The organism is Eleftheria terrae, assembly GCF_030419005.1.
In the GTDB taxonomy this organism is placed as follows: Bacteria; Pseudomonadota; Gammaproteobacteria; order Burkholderiales; family Burkholderiaceae_C; genus Caldimonas; species Caldimonas terrae.
This window is the reverse complement of sequence record NZ_CP106951.1, coordinates 2,278,165-2,294,382: the sequence shown is the minus strand read 5'-3', so window position 1 is coordinate 2,294,382 and position 16,218 is coordinate 2,278,165. Positions and strand designations below refer to the sequence as shown.

Sequence of the window (16,218 nt, the reverse complement as noted above, 5' to 3'; positions counted from 1 at the left end):
AAGGAGGCACGGCCTCAGTCATGCGACTCGCGCGGGCCGGCGGGCAGGGGGCGCACCGGCGCGCCGCCGCCGCCGTGGCCGTGGCCGGCCGGCTGGGCAAAGCTCTCGTCCAGGTGCGGCACCTCGCCATGCAGCTTGAGCGGACGGTTGCCACTCAGGCGGCGCAGCACCACGTAGAACACCGGCGTCAGGAACAGGCCGAACAGCGTCACGCCGATCATCCCGGCGAACACCGCCACGCCCATGGCCTGGCGCATCTCGGCACCGGCGCCGGTGGACAGCACCAGCGGCAGCACGCCCATGACAAAGGCCAGCGAGGTCATCAGGATGGGCCGCAGGCGCAGCCGGCTTGCCTCGATGGCCGCGGCCACCGGCGTGCGGCCGGCAAACTCCAGCTCGCGGGCGAACTCGACGATCAGGATGGCGTTCTTCGCCGACAGCCCCACCAGCACGATCAGCCCGATCTGCGTGAAGACGTTGTTGTCGCCGTTGGACAGCCACACCCCCGTCATCGCCGCCAGCAGGCCCATCGGCACGATCAGGATGATCGACAGCGGCAGGCTCAGGCTCTCGTACTGCGCCGCCAGCACCAGGAAGACCAGCAGCACCGCCAGCGGGAAGACCCACAGCGCGGAGTTGCCGGCCAGGATCTCCTGGTAGGTCAGCTCGGTCCATTCGAAGCCGACGCCCTTGGGCAGGGTCTCGGCTGCGATGCGCTCGACCGCCTCGCGCGCCTGGCCCGAGGAATAGCCGGGCGCCGCGCCGCCGTTGATGTCGGCCGACAGGAAACCGTTGTAGCGCATCGCCCGCTCCGGGCCGAAGCTCGGCTGCATGCGGATCAACGAGGCCAGCGGCACCATCTCGCCACTGGCCGAGCGCACCTTGAGCTGGCCCACGTCCTCGGCGCGCGCCCGGTAGGCGGCGTCGGCCTGCACCCGCACGGAATAGGTGCGGCCGAACTTGTTGAAGTCGTTGACGTACATCGAGCCCAGGTAGATCTGCATGGTGTCGAACACGTCCGTCACCGCCACGCCCAGCTGGCGGGCCTTGGTGCGGTCGATGTCGGCATACAGCTGCGGCACGTTGACCTGGAAGCTGGAGAACATGCCGGCCAGCTCGGGCGCCTGGTAGGCCTTGGTCATGAAGGCCTGGGTGGCCTCGGCCAGTGCCTCGTAGCCCAGCGCCGCGCGGTCCTCGATCTGCAGCTTGAAGCCGCCGATGGTGCCCAGCCCCTGCACCGGCGGTGGCGGGAACATGGCGATGAAGGCGTCCTCGATGGCACCGAACTTCTGGTTCAGCTGCGCCGCGATGGCGCCGCCGCTCAGCTCCGGGCTGCGCCGCTCGTCGAACGGCTTGAGCGAGACGAACACGATGCCGGCGTTGGAGCTGTTGGTGAAGCCGTTGATCGACAGGCCGGGGAAGGCAATGGCGCTCTCGATGCCGGGCTGCTTCAGCGCGATCTCGCCCATGCGCCGGATGACGTCCTCGGTGCGGTCCAGCGTGGCGCCGTCCGGCAGCTGGGCGAAGCCCACCAGGTACTGCTTGTCCTGCCCCGGCACGAAGCCGCTGGGCACCGCGCGGAACAGGCCGAAGGTGGCGCCCACCAGGGCCAGGTAGATGAGCAGCATCAGCCCGCGCCTCGCGATGGCCTTGCCGACGCCGCCGCTGTAGGCCTCGGCGCCGCGCCCGAAGGCCCGGTTGAAGCCGCGGAACAGCCAGCCCAGCCACCGGTCCATGAAGCGCGTCAGCGCGTCCTTGGGTGCGTCGTGCGAACGCAGCAGCAGGGCCGCGAGCGCCGGCGACAACGTCAGCGAGTTGATGGCCGAGATCACCGTGGAGATGGCGATGGTCAGCGCGAACTGCTTGTAGAACTGCCCCGTCAGCCCGCTGATGAAGGCCAGCGGCACGAACACCGCGATCAGCACCAGCGCGATGGCGATGATGGGCCCCGACACCTCGCGCATGGCCCGGTAGGTGGCCTCGCGCGGGCTCAGGCCGGCTTCGATGTTGCGCTCGACGTTCTCGACCACCACGATCGCGTCGTCCACCACGATGCCGATGGCCAGCACCAGCCCGAACAGGCTCAGCGCGTTGATCGAGAAGCCGAACAGGTGCATGACCGCGAAGGTGCCGACGATGGACACCGGCACCGCCAGCAGCGGGATGATGGAGGCGCGCCAGGTCTGCAGGAACAGGATCACCACCAGCACCACCAGCGCCACCGCCTCCAGCAGCGTGTGCACCACCGCGTCGATGGAGGCGCGCACGAACTGCGTCGGGTCGTAGACGATCTCGTAGTCCACGCCTTCGGGCATGTCCTGCTTGAGCTGGGCCATCACCTCGCGCACCTGGTCGGAGATGGCGATGGCGTTGCTGCCCGGTGCCTGGAAGATGGGCAGGGCCACCGCCGGCTTGTTGTTGAGCAGCGAGCGCAGCGCGTATTCGGAGGCGCCCAGCTCGATGCGGGCCACGTCGCGCAGCCGCGTCACGCCGCCGTCGGCGCTGGTGGCGACGATGATCTCGCCGAACTCCTCTTCGCTCTGCAGCCGGCCCTGCGCGTTGATGGACAGCTGCAGGTCCACGCCGGGCAGGCTGGGCGAGGCGCCGACGATGCCGGCGGCGGCCTGCACGTTCTGCTCGCGGATGGCGCGCACCACGTCGCTGGCCGACAGGCGGCGCTCGGCCACCTTCTGCGGGTCCAGCCAGACGCGCATGGAGTAGTCGCCCGAGCCGAAGATCTGCACCTGCCCCACGCCGTCCACCCGCGCCAGGCGGTCCTTGACGTTGATGAGCGCGTAGTTGCGCAGGTAGGTCATGTCATAGCGCTCGCTGGGCGACAGCAGGTGCACCACCATCGTGAGGTCGGGCGAGCTCTTGACGGTGGTGACGCCGAGCCGGCGCACCTCCTCGGGCAGGCGCGGCTCGGCCTGCGAGACGCGGTTCTGCACCAGCTGCTGGGCCTTGTCGGGGTCGGTGCCGAGGCGGAAGGTGACGGTCAGCGTCATCAGCCCGTCGGTGGTGCCCTGGCTGCTCATGTAGAGCATGCCTTCCACGCCGTTGATGGCTTCCTCGATGGGCGTGGCGACGGTCTCGGCGATGACCTTCGGGTTGGCGCCGGGGTACTGCGCCCGCACGACGACGGAGGGCGGCACCACCTCGGGGTATTCCGAGATGGGCAGCGCCCGCATCGCCAGCAGGCCGGCGATCAGCATCAGCAGCGACAGCACGCCGGCGAAGATCGGCCGGTCGATGAAAAACTTGGACAGGTTCACGGTCTGGCTCCTGCGACGCGGTGGCCGCGGGTCACGATTGGGTGGCGCCGTCGCGGCGCGCTTGTTGTGGCGGGCGGGTGGCATCCATCTCGACCGGCTGCGGCGCCACCTGCGCCCCCGGGCGCACGCGCTGCAGGCCGTTGACGACGATGCGCTCGCCCGCCTTCAGGCCCGAGTTCACGACCCGCAGGCCGTCCACGCTGGGGCCCAGCACCACCTCGCGGTAGGTGGCCTTGTTGTCGGCGCCCACCACCAGCACGAACTTCTTGCTCTGGTCGGTGCCCACCGCGCGCTCGTTGATCAGCAGCGTCGGCTGCTCGTTGGGCTGGCCCATGCGCAGCCGGGCGAACTGCCCCGGCATCAGCGTGCCGTCCGGGTTGTCGAAGACGGCGCGCACGCGCACGGTGCCGCTGCGCGCGTCGACCTGGTTGTCCACCAGCTGCAGGCGGCCGCTGTAGGGCAGGTCGGCGCTCTCGGAGGTGCCCATGCGCACGGGGATGCGCCCGAGCTGGCTGCGCGCCGAGATGCCGCCGGGCAGCTGGCGCAGCGAGCGCAGCACCACCTGTTCGTCGGCCTCGAAGCTGGCATAGATGGGGCTCACCGACACCAGCGTGGTCAGCATCGGCGCGGTCGGGCCGGCGGCCACCAGGTTGCCGGTGGTCACCTCCAGCCGGCCCACGCGGCCGGCCACCGGGGCGCGCACCTGCGTGTAGCCGAGGTTGAGGCGGGCCGCCTGCAGCGCGGCACGGGCGGCGCGCAGGTTGGCTTCGGCCTCGCGGGTGGCGTTCTCGCGCTCGTCCAGCTCGCGCTGGGCGATGGCGCGTTCCTGCCACAGGCGCTGCGAGCGCACCAGCTCGCTCTGGGTGTGCGAGACGCGGGCCTGTGCGGCGGCCACCTGCGCGTCCAGCCGCTCGACCTCGGCGGCATAGGGCGCCGGATCCAGCGTGACGAGCAGGTCGCCGGCCTTCACCAGCTCGCCTTCGCGGAAGTGCACCGACTGCACCGTGCCGGCCACGCGCGGGCGGATCTCGACCCGCTCGACGGCTTCGAGCCGGCCGGAGAACTCATGCCAGGCGGCGACGCTGCGTTGCAGCACCGGTGCCACCGAGACCGGGGTGGCCGCGGGCGGGGCGGCCGGCGCATTGGCTTCGGCCTTGGGCGAGGACGACAGGCCCAGCACGGCGGCGCCGGTGCCGGCCACTGCCGCCACCACCGTGCCCAGCGCCCACAGGCGCCGGCGCTGCGGCGAAGGCGCCGCGGAAGACGAGGAGACGTCAGCAGCCGCGGCCTGCGGCTGGGAATCGAGCGGGCGGGTCATGGAAACTCCTTGAGGGTCGTTTTTTGAGGAGGAATCGGGGTCAGGCGGCCGGCCGGTCGCAGCAGCTCGCGCCGGAATACAGGAAGCGATGCAGCCGGCGCAGCAGCGCGGGCATCCAGGGCGCCGCCAGGGTGGCGCGGCTGGACCAGGTCTCGGGGCCGATGCGGGCGCCGTCGAGCACGCAGTCCTGCGCGGCGATGCCGGCCGCGCGCAGGCGGCGGGTGTAGGCCAGGGTCTCGTCGTGGAAGGGGTCGCCGGCGGCGGTCACGGCCAGCGTGTCGGGCAGGCCGGCCATGCGCCGGGCCAGCCCCGGCACCGCATAGGGGTGTTCGGCCTCGCCGCCGGGGCCCAGGTAGTGGCGCCAGCCGGCGGCCCAGCGGCAGTCCTGCCGGCCGGCCTCGGCGAAGCGGGCCGAACGGGTGGCCAGGCAGGGGTCCAGCATCGGCGACAGCAGCACCTGGCCTGCCACCGGCGGCGCGGCGCGGTCGCGCGCCAGCGCGCTGAGGGCGGCGGCCAGGTTGCCGCCAGCTTCCTCGCCGGCCACCATCAGCCGGGCCTGGCGGCCGGCCAGCCGCGTGCGCGCTCGCCAGGCCCACAGCAGCGCGGCATGACCGGCTTCCAGCGCATGCGGGAAAGGGGCGCCCGGCGCCAGCGGGTAGTCGAGCGACACCACCACCGCACCGGCCAGCACCAGCAGGCTGGCCACCACCGACCCGCTGTCCAGCGAACCGCCGACAAAGGCGCCGCCATGGAAGTGCAGCACCAGTGGCCGCGGCTCGACGCCGGCTGGGCGGCGGGCAGCCCGGCCGTAGATCCTCAGGCCGAGGCGGCGCGACGGACCCAGGCCGATTTCTTCATCGGTGGTCTCGCAGTCGTGGATCGGTGGCTGGGGGGTGCCCATCGTTTGTCGGCCCGGCGGGGCGGCTGGTGTTGCAGTGCGGCAAACGATAAGTTGTTGGTCAGGCGGAATAAATACAAAGTTCTTTGTTTCTTTGTTTCCATGGATGAATAATCGCGCCGTGCGGCGTTGACCGGCCGCGAACCCCCGAAGGACGACCGATGGACCAACTCGCTGCGATGCGCGCTTTCCTGCGCGTGGCCGAGACCGGCAGCTTCACCAAGGCGGCCGATCTGCTGCAGACGCCCAAGCCCACCCTGACCAAGCTGGTGCAGGGCCTCGAAAGCCACCTGCACACCAAGTTGCTGCACCGCACCACCCGGCGCGTCAGCGTCACCGCCGAGGGTGCGGCCTACTACGAGCGCGCGGTGCGCCTGATCACCGAGCTGGACGACATCGATGCCAGCATGTCGAGCGCCCGCGCCTGCCCTGGCGGCCGGCTCAGGGTGGATGTGCCCACCAGCATCGCGACGCTGGTGATGCTGCCGGCGCTGCCCGACTTCCTGGCCCGCTATCCGGAGATCCAGGTCGACATGGGGGTGAGCGACCGGGTGGTGGACCTGATCAGCGACAACGTCGACTGCGCGGTGCGCGCCGGCGAGCTGACCGACCCGTCCATCATCGCCCGCCGCATCGGCGAGGTGCAGTCCATCGCCTGCGCCAGCCCTGCCTACCTGCAGAAGCATGGGGCACCGCGCCACCCGGGCGAGCTGGAGTCGCAGCATGTGATGGTCAGCTACTTCCTGGCCGGCGGGCGGCAGAAGGAGTTCGTCTTCTCGAAGGACGGCGAGCGGGTGCCGGTGAAGGGCAGCTACCGCATCTCGGTGAACGACAGCAACGCCTACCTGGCCGCCGGGCTGGCCGGCATGGGGGTCATCCAGGTGCCGAGCTTCATGGTGCAGCAGCACCTGAGCAGCGGGGCCCTGCAGCCGGTGCTGTGCCAGTGGATCTCGGAGCCCAAGCCGATCCACGTGATCTATCCGCCCAACCGGCACCTGACGACCCGTTTGCGGGTCTTCGTGGACTGGGTGGCCGAGCTGTTCGCCAACAGCGACCTGATCCAGCGCCGGTCCACCCTGCGGCTGGCCAACGGGCCGATGCCCCTGGCCTGCGAGATGGCCCTGCGCCATGCGTCACCCGAAGTGCGGGCCGCCTATGCGGCCATCGACGACGAGGAAGCCGAGCACCTGGTGCAGACCGAGCCGGCCGGCTGGTAGTCCTCGGCCGCGGCGGCGCGGCCCAGCTCCCTCAGGTAGGGCCAGGGGTAGATGCCGCGGTCGTGCCCGTCGCTGAACTCCAGCTGCACGCCGTAGGCACCCACCGGGCGGGCGTCGAGCACCGCCAGTGCAGGCGCCACCTGCACCGGCTCGCGGCGGGCCGCCAGCGCCCGGCAGTCGCCGCAGCGGCAGGAGCGGCGCAAGGCGGCCGCCGTCAGCGAGACAACGCTGCCATCGCTCCAGCTCACCTCCAGCCGGTTCTGTGCCAGCGTGAGGGCCTGTGGCGTCATGGCCGCAGCTCCTCGCCGAGGCGGGCGAGCGCGAGCCGGGCGGCCTTGCGCACCTCCGGGTCGGGGTCCTGCGCCGCCAGGCGCAGCGGGGCGACACCGGCGACATCGCCCAGCTCCCCCAGGGCGATCGCCGCTTCCTTGCGGAGGTTGCCGGCCGGGTGGGCCAGTGCCTCGGTGAGCGCTGGCAGTGCGGCAGCGTCCTGCAGCCGGCCCAGCGCGCGGGCCGCCCGCAGCCGCACCTGCCAGTGCTCGTCTTGCATCGCCTGCAGCAAGCCGGGCAAGGCGGCCGGCGGCCGCAGCTTGGCCAGCGTGGTGGCCGCCTCCTCACGCACCTGCCACTGCGGGTCGACGAGGGCGGCCAGCAAGGCCGGCAGCACCTGCGCCACCTGGCCCGCGCCGGCCAGGCCGAGCGAGCCGGTCGCGCTGCGGCGCACCTCGGCGTCGCTGTCGTTGATGGCCAGGCGGGCCAGGGCCGGCAAGGCATCGGCCTGCTTCAGCCAGCCCAGCACGCCCACCGCCTCGCGGCGCACTGCCGCGTCGGCATGGGCCAGCGCGTCGTGCGCCGCTTCGGCGGCCGCCGGCAGCCGCAAGGGCTTGAGGGCACGCAGCGCGGCGGCGCGGGCAAAGGCCTGCTCGTGGCGCGCCCAGGGCAGCAGCCGGGCACCGGCCTGCACGCCGTTGAGCTCGGCCAGGCTGGCGCTGGCCGCCTCGCGCACCTCGGCATGGGCGTCGAGCAGGGCCTGGGCAAGCGTGTCCACCACGTCGGCATCGTCCCAGGCGGCCAGCACGCGGGCGGCTTCGGCGCGCACCTCGGGCGCGGGGTCGCCGCGTAGCGCGGCAGTCAGCGCCGGCAGGTGCTCGGGGCGCTCCAGGTCGGCCAGCTCGAGCACGGCAATGCGGCGCACGCCGGCATCGCTGTGGCCAAGGCGGCCGAGCAGCAGGGGGTCGATGGCAGGGGCTGCTGGGGTCATGGCAGGCTCACAGGGCATATCGGAGGGCGGTGGCGGCCGGCTCAAGCGGCAACCGCAGGGGCGTCAGGCGGGGCCGCGAGGTGCCGCCACCCGGCACCGCCCCGGCTTCGAGCAGGGACAGGCAATGGCGCTTCAGGGCGTGGACGTCGGCGTGTGCCATCAGCGCTGCATCACGCGGCCGGCCGAAGGGCAGGGCGATGTCTTCCACCAGCCGCCCGGGGCGCGGGCTCATCACCAGCAGGCGGTCGGCCAGCAGCAGGGCTTCGTCGATGTCGTGCGTGACGAACACCACCGTCGTGCGCATGCGCTGCCACAACTCGAGCAGCAGCTGCTGCATCTTGCGTCGCGTCAGCGCGTCGAGCGCGCCGAAGGGTTCGTCCATCAGCAACACGCGCGGCTGATGGATCAGCACCCGGGCCATTTCCACCCGCTGCTGCATGCCGCCCGACAGCTGTCGCGGGTAGTGCCCCTCGAAGCCGGCCAGGCCCACGTCGTGCAGCAGCGCGCGGGCGCGGGCCTGCCGCTCCACGCGCGGGCGGCCCTGCATCTTGAGCCCGAAGGCCACGTTGTCGATCACTCGCTGCCACGGAAACAGCGTGTGCTGCTGGAACACCAGGCCGCGCTCTGGGTGGGGCCCGGCGATGCTGCGGCCGTCCAGCCGCAGCTCGCCCCGGCTGGGCGCCAGGTGCCCGGCCAGCGCGCCCAGCAGCGTGGACTTGCCGCAGCCCGAGGGCCCCAGCAGGCAGACGAATTCGCCCGGCTCGATGGAGAGGTGGAGGTCCTGCAGCGCCTCGAAGCGCGCCGGCCCGTGGCCCAGCTCGATGTGCAGCCGTTCTACCTCGATGAGGCCTGCCGGCCTGGTGCGTGCGGTGTCGGTCATGTGCTGCCCTCCTGGGCGTGCCACCACGGCATGGCGCGGCGGGCGAGGGCACGCAGCAGCGCGCTGCTGCCCAGGCCGAGGCCACCGATCCACAGCATGCCGACGATGATGCCCGGGTAGTTCTGCAAGGTGTACGACTCCCAGGTGTAGTAGCCGATGCCGAACTGCCCCGAGATCATCTCGGCCGAGACGAGGCAGAACCAGCAGGTGCCCATGCCGATGGCCAGCCCGGTGGCGATGCTCGGCGCTGAGGCCGGCAGCACCACCTCGGCGAACAGGCGCCAGCCCCGCGTGCCCAGGCTGCGGGCCGAGGCGAGCAGCCGCGCATCGACCGCTTCCACGCCATGCAGCGTGTTGAGCAGGATGGGAAAGAGCGCGCCGGTGAAGGTGATGAAGATCATCGAGACCTCGGACGAGGGGAACATCAGGATGGCCAGCGGAATCCACGCCACCGCCGGGATCGGCCGCAGCACCTCCAGCGGCGGCAGCAGCAGCGCGCGCGCCCAGGGCCAGCGGCCGATTGCCAGGCCCAGCGCCACGCCGACCAGCGCCGCCACGCCGAAGCCGGCGCCGATGCGCCACAGGCTCCAGCCCAGGTGCTGCAGCAGCCGGGGGCTCTGCAGCAGCTCCCAGGCGCTGCGGCCCACCTCGGCCGGTGCCGGCACATGGGCGAAGCTCAGCACGCCGAGGTCGACCTGCCGGGTGGTGGCCCAGTGCCACAGCAGCAGGCAGGCCGCCAGCGACAGCAGGCGTGCGCACCAGGGCCCGGCCAGGCGGCGCTGCACGCCGTGCCAGCGGCGCCGGTCCGGCGCGGCGAGGGGAAGGACGGCTGTCATGCCCGTGCCTCAGCGTGCCGCCAGCCGGGTGGCGGCGGCCTGGCTGGCGCCGGCATAGTCGAGCACCCGGCCCTGTTGCGCGGCGGCCCAGGCGGTGGCACTGTCCTTCAGCAGGAAGGCGTTGACCTGCCCCTGGCCGTCCACCGCGAACCAGGCCTGCCGCGCCAGCAGCTTGATGCCCAGCTCGCGGTCCTGGGCATACACCACCCGGACCTTGCGGCCGGCGGCTTCCAGCCGCTTCACGTCGGCCAGCGCATGCTCGGGCGCGCCGTAGTGGCGCACCCTGGGCTCACCCTGCACCCACACCTGGGCGACACGGCGCGGGTCGGTGATGGGCTGGCCGGTGAGGGCATCGTTGGCCTTCAGCGGCTGCTTGTCGTAGTTCTTCAGCTGCGCCTCGTAGTCCAGGCCAGCCTGGGCGAAGGCGGCGCGGATGTGACGGTCGTCGATGAAGCGCTCGGCCGTCAGGTCGGCATCGTGGCGCTTGAGCAGCCGCAGCGTCTCGATGGAGGTGGCCACCGCCTGCCGGTACTCGGGCTTCCAGCTGAAGTCGCGGGTCTGCAGGCCCAGCGGGCCGTGGAACAGGTAGGCCACCTCGGCCTCGATGCCGGTGACCTTGGCCACCAGTTCGCTGTACTTCTCGGGCTCGGCGGCGAACAGGCGGTCGGCCTCGATGGCCGCGCGCAGGTAGGCGGTGACCACCTCCGGGTACCGGGCCGCGTAGGCTGCGTCGACCAGCGTGCCGTGCAGTGTCGGCGCGCGGGTCTGGGCACCGTCGAGGATCTTGCGGGCAAAGCCGCGGTAGGGGAACAGGTCGGCGAAGGGCACGAAGTCGGCATGCGCGTCGATCTTGCCGGCCTGCAAGGCCGAGCCGGCCACCTCCGGTGCCTGGGTCAGGATGGTGACGTCGCGCTCCAGGTCCAGGCCCTCGGCCTTCAGCGCGCGCAGCAGCATGCCATGGGCGGTCGAGGCAAAGGGCACCGAGATCTGCTTGCCCTTGAGCCCGGCCAGTGACTGCACGGCCGAGCCGCTTGGCACCACGATGCCGTTGCCGCTGCCTATGGTGCTGCCGGACAGCACCGACAGGAACAGGCTCTTCTTGCCCGCCTTCAGATGGGCGGCGCCATTGAGCGAGCCGGGGAAGTCGGCCATCGCGCCGAAGTCCAGCTTGCCGGCCACCATCTCGTTGGTCAGCGGCGCGCCGGAGGTGAAGTTCTTCCACTGGATGTCGTACTCGGCGTCACGGTAGCGGCCGTCGCGTGGCAGGTACTTCTCCAGCAACTTCAGCTCGCGGATCAGCAGGCCGCCGGTGGCGCAGTTGATGGTGGTGTCCTGGGTGCCGATGGCGATGCGGATGGTCTCGGCCCGGACGCCGGCCGCGAGGGCCAGTCCGAGGGTGAGGCCGCCGAGGGTGTGCAGCAGTTTCATCGATGCGTTCCTGGGTCAGGGGGTCAGCGCAGCAGGTAGGGAATGTCGACATGGACCGCGCCGGTCGGGCAGTCCTTCTCGCAGGGCATGCAGTACCAGCATTCGTCGTACTTCATGTAGGCGGTGCCACGGCTCAGGTCGATGGCCAGCACGTCGAGCGGGCAGACATCGACGCAGACGGTGCAGCCCTTGTGGGCGATGCACTTCTCGGCATCGACGCTCACGGGCACGCTGCTGGGCTGGAAGGCGAGGGGGGCGGTGTGCATGGGCGGGTTCCTCCGGCAGGGTCAGGGGGCGGTCGCGGGCGCTGTCGAGTGCCGGGCCACGCTTGCGGCGCTGGGCAGGCGCAGGCGCTGGTAGGCGGTCCTGTCGCGCTCGTCGATCGGCACGATGTAGGGCGCCACCGGTCGCTTGAAGCTGACCATGCGGCCCTGCGCGTCCTTCTGCAGCTGGGCATGCACGAACCACTCGGCATCGTTGCGCTCGGGATGGTCGACGCGTGCGTGGTACAGGCCCCAGCGGCTCTCGGTGCGGTAGAGCGAGGCGCGGGCGGCCATCTCGGCGCAGTCGCGGATGAAATGCACCTCCATCGCCCGCATCAGCTCGTGCGGGTCGCGCGCCTTCAGCTGCTGCAGGTCCTCGCGGATGGCCTCGAAGCGTTCCAGGCCGATCTCCATCTTGCGGGTCACCTTGGGCGGCTGCAGGTAGTCGTTGACGCAGCGGCGCAGCTTGTATTCCACCTGCTGCGGCGGCAGGCCATGCTCGCGCAGCAGCGGTGCCCAGACCCGGGCGCGCTCCTGCTCGACCTGCGCCGGGTCGACCGCGGCATGCGCCTGACCGGCGCAGAACTCGGCGGCGCTTTCGCCCGCCAGGCGCCCGTACACGAAGGCCCCCAGCATGTAGTTGTGCGGCACGCAGGCCAGGTCGCCGGCCGCATGCAGGCCGGCCACCGTGGTGCGGGCGCGTTCGTCCACCCACACGCCGGAGGCCGAATGGCCGCTGCACAGGCCGATCTCGGAGACGTGCATCTCCACCATGCGGCGGCGGTAGTCGGTGCCACGGCCGGCATGGAAGCGGCCGCGGCTGGGCCGTTCGTTGGTGTGCAGGATGGTCTCGATGGCGGCGATGGTCTCCTCGGCCAGGTGGTCGAGCTTGAGGAAGACCGGACCCCGGCCGCCCTGCAGCTCCTGGTGGAACTCCCACATCATCTGGCCGCTCCAGTAGTCGCACTCGATGAAGCGCTGGCCCTGCGCGTTGGCGGTGTAGCCGCCGAAGGGCCCGGTGACGTAGGCGCAGGCCGGCCCGTTGTAGTCCTTGATCAGCGGGTTGATCTGGAAGCACTCGATGCCCGACAGCTCGGCGCCTGCGTGGTAGGCCATGCTGTAGCCGTCGCCCGCGTTGGTCGGGTTCTCGTAGGTGCCGAACAGGTAGCCCGAGGCCGGCAGGCCGAGCCGGCCGGCCGCACCGGTGGCCAGCACCACCGCCTTGGCGCGGATCACATGGAAGTCGCCGCTGCGGCAGTCGAAGGCCATGGCGCCGGCAATGCGGCCGTCGGCAGCGGTCAGCAGCCGGGTGGCGACCAGCCGCTGGGTGATCTCGACCCGCGTGCGCTTGAGTTGCCGGTAGAGCACCTTCTTGATGTCGTGGCCCTCGGGCATCGGCAGCACGTAGCTGCCCATGTGGTGGACCTTGCGCACCGCGTAGTCGCCGGTTTCGTCCTTCTCGAAGCGCACGCCCCAGCGGTCGAGCTCCTCGATCATCGCGTGGCTGTTGGCGGCATAGGCCATCACGGTGCGCTGGTTGACGATGCCGTCGTTGGCCACCGTGATCTCGCGCACGTACTGCTCGGGCGTGGCATGGCCGGGGAGAACGGCATTGTTGAGTCCGTCCATGCCCATCGAGATCGCGCCGCTGCGCTTGACGTTGGCCTTCTCCAGCAGCAGCACGCGCAGCGTCGGGTCGGCCTGCTTGGCCTTGACGGCGGCCATCGGCCCGGCGGTGCCACCGCCGATCACCAGCACGTCGACTTCTTGTTCCAGGGTGTCCATGGGGTCCTCGGGATGGGTTCAGCGGCGCTGCAGCCGCAGGCGGTACTGGAAGTTGTCCGGCCGGCAGTACAGGTGCTCGTGGTCGATCGGCCGGCCGGCGGTGTCATGCGTCAGGCGCTCGATGTGCAGCACCGGTTCGCCGGCGGCAATGCCCAGCAGCGTCGCCAGGGCGGCGTCGGCCCGCTCGGCGTCGATCACCAGGTCGGCATGGCCCAGCGGCGTCGCCAGGTCGTTCTCCAGGATCGTGAAGATGTCGCGCCGGGCCAGGTCGGCACCGAGCAGCCGCTGGCCGAGCGCCAGCGGCAGCCAGGTCAGGTCGAGCGAGACCGGCCGGCGGTCCAGCAGGCGGACGCGCCGGATGGCGGTCACCGGTGAGCCGGCCGGCAGCTGCAGGCGCTCGGCCACTTCGGCGCTGGCCGGCACTGTGCCGGCGTCGAGCACCCGGTTGTAGATCTCGTGGCCGTGCGCCTGCATGGCCTCGGCGAAACCCTGCAGCCGGCCCAGTTCCTGGAAGGGCTTGGCCTGGGCCACGAAGGCGCCCTTGCCAGGCAGCTTGAAGATCAGCTGCTCCCGTTCCAGGTCGCCCAGCGCCTGGCGCACCGTGATGCGGCTGACGCCATACTGCGCCATCAGCATGCTCTCGGACGGCACCCGGTCGTGCGGCTGCCAGGCGCCCGAGAGGATGCGCTCGCGCAGGTCTTCCCGGATGCGACCATGCAGGGTCTGGGCTTGTCGATGCGGCTCTGCGGTGCTGGCGGCGCTGAGCCCGGGGTGGAGATGACGGGTCATGTCAGGTGCTGAACGCAAGGCCTGTGCCGCGCTAGTGCTGCCCCGGACTTCACCGCCAAGTGCTTGATGCAGCTTGGAGAAGCCGGGCGGATGGAGGCGCTGCCGGGGTGCGGTTCGCAAGCCGTCAACGCAGCAGCGCTGTCGGAAAACCGACAGCGCTGGCCGCTTTCCAGCAGGTGGCCGGCCGTTGCATGCGGCGTGGGGAAGGTGCTGGCGGGCCGGCCTGCCGGGCTCATGCCCACGGGCTGCGCGACCGGCAGGACCGCGGCGTCAGCCGCCGGAGGCCGGCCGCCTGCCGCTCAACGCGCCGGGCGCGGGCGGCCTGGGGGCGCCGGCGTTGCGCCAGCCGCCTCCAGCGCCTTCTGCTCCAGCTCGAAGAAGGCCCGGTCGACGCGGTTCATGCTGGCGGTGAGCCGCCGCAGTTCGTCCAGCAGCGGGCCCGTCTGGCGTGCTGCGCCGGGGCGCCGGCACAGCTGCCAGGCATGTTCCAGCAGCACACCTGCGGTTTCGAGCCGGCCATGCGCCTGGGGTTGCGCCCGCACCTCGGCCAGCAGGGCCGCGGTCACCTGCGACCAGTCCTCGCTGCCGGCCGCCGCTCCCAGCAGCTCGCCGAGCGGCCACAACTGCTGCCGCAGGGCGGTCAGCGGCAAGGGCGGCAGCGGCTGCGGATCGCTCGCGCCATGCCCCCCGCGGGAAGCGAAGGGCAGGCCGCCGCGCGCGATGCGGCACACGCTGAGCAGGTTGGAGAGCGAGCCGGCCGCCAGCGCGTGGCGCTGCCGGTACCACTCCGACAGCAGCAGCCAGCGGATGGCCTCGACCCGTGTGCCGTCCTCGGCAGGCGCCTCGGGCGCCGCCATCGCCACTTTCAGCAGCCAGGTGGAATAGCCGAGGTTGGAGGCCACGCTCTCCACCAGCGTGAAGGAGTCGGCCTCGATCGCGCACAGCAGGGCTTGCTCGAAGCAGGTGAAGACACGCGCCACCTCGCCGGCCGTCGCTCGCGCGTGTCGGCCGGAACTGAGGCGGCTGCGCCACAGCAAGGCCTGCAGGTTGTGGCGCTCGGCCATCAGCCGGGGGTTGTGCAGCCAGCACGGCGCACTGCCCGGCTTGAAGTACCGGTCGAGCCACGATTGCGCCTGCGGGTAGCGGCGCTCCTGGTAGGCACACCAGGCCAAACCCAGGTGGCACAAGCCGCGTATGGCGTCGCGCCGCGCCTGCTCGGCGGGCTCGGTGGCCGGCCGATTCGGCCCGGTATGGAGGCCGGGCCGCTGCGGGCCCGTGCCGCTGCTGCGCAAGGCCTGCTGCAGGGCGTCGGCCGCCTGCAGCAGGTCGTCACGCCGGCGCGCCTGCCGGGCCAGCGCGAACAAGGCCCAGGCGCGTTGCAGGTCGCTGGTGCCCGGCTGCGTCGCCAGCGCTTGCAGGCCGGCGTTGGCGCCGAAGCCTGCCGCTGTCCCGCCCGGCCGGTTCGGCAGGCCTTCCTCGGCGCCTTGCCGGGCCTGCAGGAAGGCAAACCAGAAACTGGCACCCGCGGCCGGCGCCGCGGCGGCCAGCTCGGCCGCCGGGCCATCGGCTGGTGGCGTGGTGGCCTGCAAGTGCCGCCGCACGCCCGCCAGATTCAGCGAGCGCCCGCCCAGCCAGAAGCGCAGTCGTCGGGCCTCGGCCACGGGCAGCCAGAACGGCCCATGGCTGCGCCCGCGCAGGGGCAGGCTGGCGGGCGCCACACCGGTGGCCGGTCCCCAGCCCACCTGCAGTCCGGCCGCGGCGCAGAGCCTAAACAGCCGCGTCACCGCCATCGGGTAGCCGCCTTTGCTGCCGGCCTGCTGCATCAGGAGGCTGGCCGGCAGAGGCGCTCCGGCGGGCCGCCGCAGCGCCCGCTCCGCGAGTGCCGCGACGAACCAGGCGGCCAGTGCATTGCAGGGCTGTGTGCCGATGGCGAACGGACGCGCGAGCTGCACGTCGAGCAAGGGGACGGAAGACGACATCCGGCAGGCGGCAAGTGGCGAGGGGTGCCGGATGTTATGCCGGGCGGGCGCCCCGCCCGCGGGTCCCTGGCGGTGGCCGCGGCATGCCGCCGATGCACGGGTTGCCGCCGCTCGAGCGCCTGCAGGAACTGACGGTGTACGGCGCCCCGGCCTTGGGATACCGTCGCGGCCAGGCCAGAGGCAGGCCCGCGCCGAAGCAATCCATGCGCCTGGTGCCGCTGAAGCCAGGCGGCCAACATCAGCGGCCACGGTGCATGGAAAACGGTCTGCCGCGGCTCGTGCCGCCGCGCGG

Annotated in this window: 13 protein-coding genes; 1 reads left to right on the top strand and 12 read right to left on the bottom strand. The window is 71.8% G+C overall.

What is annotated here, in order from left to right; genetic code table 11:
• Positions 1 to 14: 14 nt before the first annotated feature.
• From N7L95_RS10000 to N7L95_RS09990, 3 genes are read right to left on the bottom strand one after another with little or no spacing between them, the layout of a single operon-like run.
• Positions 15 to 3,272 (bottom strand): efflux RND transporter permease subunit, encoded by a 3,258-nt coding sequence (locus N7L95_RS10000; RefSeq protein WP_301259674.1) that lies wholly within the window; start codon positions 3,270 to 3,272, stop codon positions 15 to 17.
• A 31-nt stretch (positions 3,273 to 3,303) separates the two neighbouring features.
• A complete protein-coding gene (locus N7L95_RS09995; protein ID WP_301259672.1) occupies positions 3,304 to 4,590 on the bottom strand; it encodes an efflux RND transporter periplasmic adaptor subunit in 1,287 nt (428 codons plus the stop codon).
• 40 nt (positions 4,591 to 4,630) lie between these two features.
• On the bottom strand, positions 4,631 to 5,491 hold the full coding sequence (locus N7L95_RS09990) for an alpha/beta hydrolase fold domain-containing protein (RefSeq protein WP_301259671.1): 861 nt from the start codon (positions 5,489 to 5,491) through the stop codon (positions 4,631 to 4,633).
• 158 nt (positions 5,492 to 5,649) lie between these two features.
• On the opposite strand from N7L95_RS09990, the gene N7L95_RS09985 reads away from it, so the two are divergent.
• Positions 5,650 to 6,705 carry a LysR family transcriptional regulator gene (locus N7L95_RS09985; protein WP_301259670.1) on the top strand — a complete coding sequence of 352 codons (1,056 nt, stop codon included), beginning with the start codon at positions 5,650 to 5,652 and terminating at the stop codon, positions 6,703 to 6,705.
• Here the strand turns inward: N7L95_RS09985 and N7L95_RS09980 are convergent.
• The 9 genes from N7L95_RS09980 to N7L95_RS09940 form a co-directional block, all read right to left on the bottom strand.
• A complete protein-coding gene (locus N7L95_RS09980) occupies positions 6,642 to 6,995 on the bottom strand; it encodes a DUF971 domain-containing protein (protein WP_301259669.1) in 354 nt (117 codons plus the stop codon). The genes N7L95_RS09985 and N7L95_RS09980 overlap by 64 nt on opposite strands.
• Positions 6,992 to 7,966: a HEAT repeat domain-containing protein gene (locus tag N7L95_RS09975; RefSeq protein ID WP_301259668.1), complete on the bottom strand. Its 975-nt coding sequence runs from the start codon at positions 7,964 to 7,966 to the stop codon at positions 6,992 to 6,994. Before N7L95_RS09975 ends, N7L95_RS09980 begins: the two co-directional genes overlap by 4 nt.
• Before the next feature lie 7 nt (positions 7,967 to 7,973).
• On the bottom strand, positions 7,974 to 8,846 hold the full coding sequence (locus N7L95_RS09970; protein WP_301259667.1) for an ABC transporter ATP-binding protein: 873 nt from the start codon (positions 8,844 to 8,846) through the stop codon (positions 7,974 to 7,976).
• Positions 8,843 to 9,682: an ABC transporter permease gene (locus N7L95_RS09965; protein WP_301259666.1), complete on the bottom strand. Its 840-nt coding sequence runs from the start codon at positions 9,680 to 9,682 to the stop codon at positions 8,843 to 8,845. Before N7L95_RS09965 ends, N7L95_RS09970 begins: the two co-directional genes overlap by 4 nt.
• A gap of 9 nt (positions 9,683 to 9,691) precedes the next feature.
• Positions 9,692 to 11,110, bottom strand: coding sequence for an ABC transporter substrate-binding protein (locus tag N7L95_RS09960; protein ID WP_301259665.1), 1,419 nt, complete (start codon positions 11,108 to 11,110; stop codon positions 9,692 to 9,694).
• Between the two features lie 23 nt (positions 11,111 to 11,133).
• The gene (locus N7L95_RS09955; protein ID WP_301259664.1) at positions 11,134 to 11,376 is read right to left on the bottom strand and encodes a 4Fe-4S dicluster domain-containing protein; all 243 of its coding nucleotides are present in this window, start codon (positions 11,374 to 11,376) and stop codon (positions 11,134 to 11,136) included.
• A 21-nt stretch (positions 11,377 to 11,397) separates the two neighbouring features.
• Positions 11,398 to 13,158, bottom strand: a complete 1,761-nt coding sequence (locus tag N7L95_RS09950) for a fumarate reductase/succinate dehydrogenase flavoprotein subunit (protein ID WP_301259663.1) — start codon at positions 13,156 to 13,158, stop codon at positions 11,398 to 11,400.
• Positions 13,159 to 13,176: 18 nt separating this feature from the next.
• Entirely contained in the window at positions 13,177 to 13,947 is a 771-nt protein-coding gene (locus N7L95_RS09945) for a GntR family transcriptional regulator (RefSeq protein WP_301259662.1), read from the bottom strand.
• 299 nt (positions 13,948 to 14,246) lie between these two features.
• Entirely contained in the window at positions 14,247 to 15,926 is a 1,680-nt protein-coding gene (locus N7L95_RS09940; protein ID WP_301259661.1) for a hypothetical protein, read from the bottom strand.
• Positions 15,927 to 16,218 lie beyond the last annotated feature (292 nt).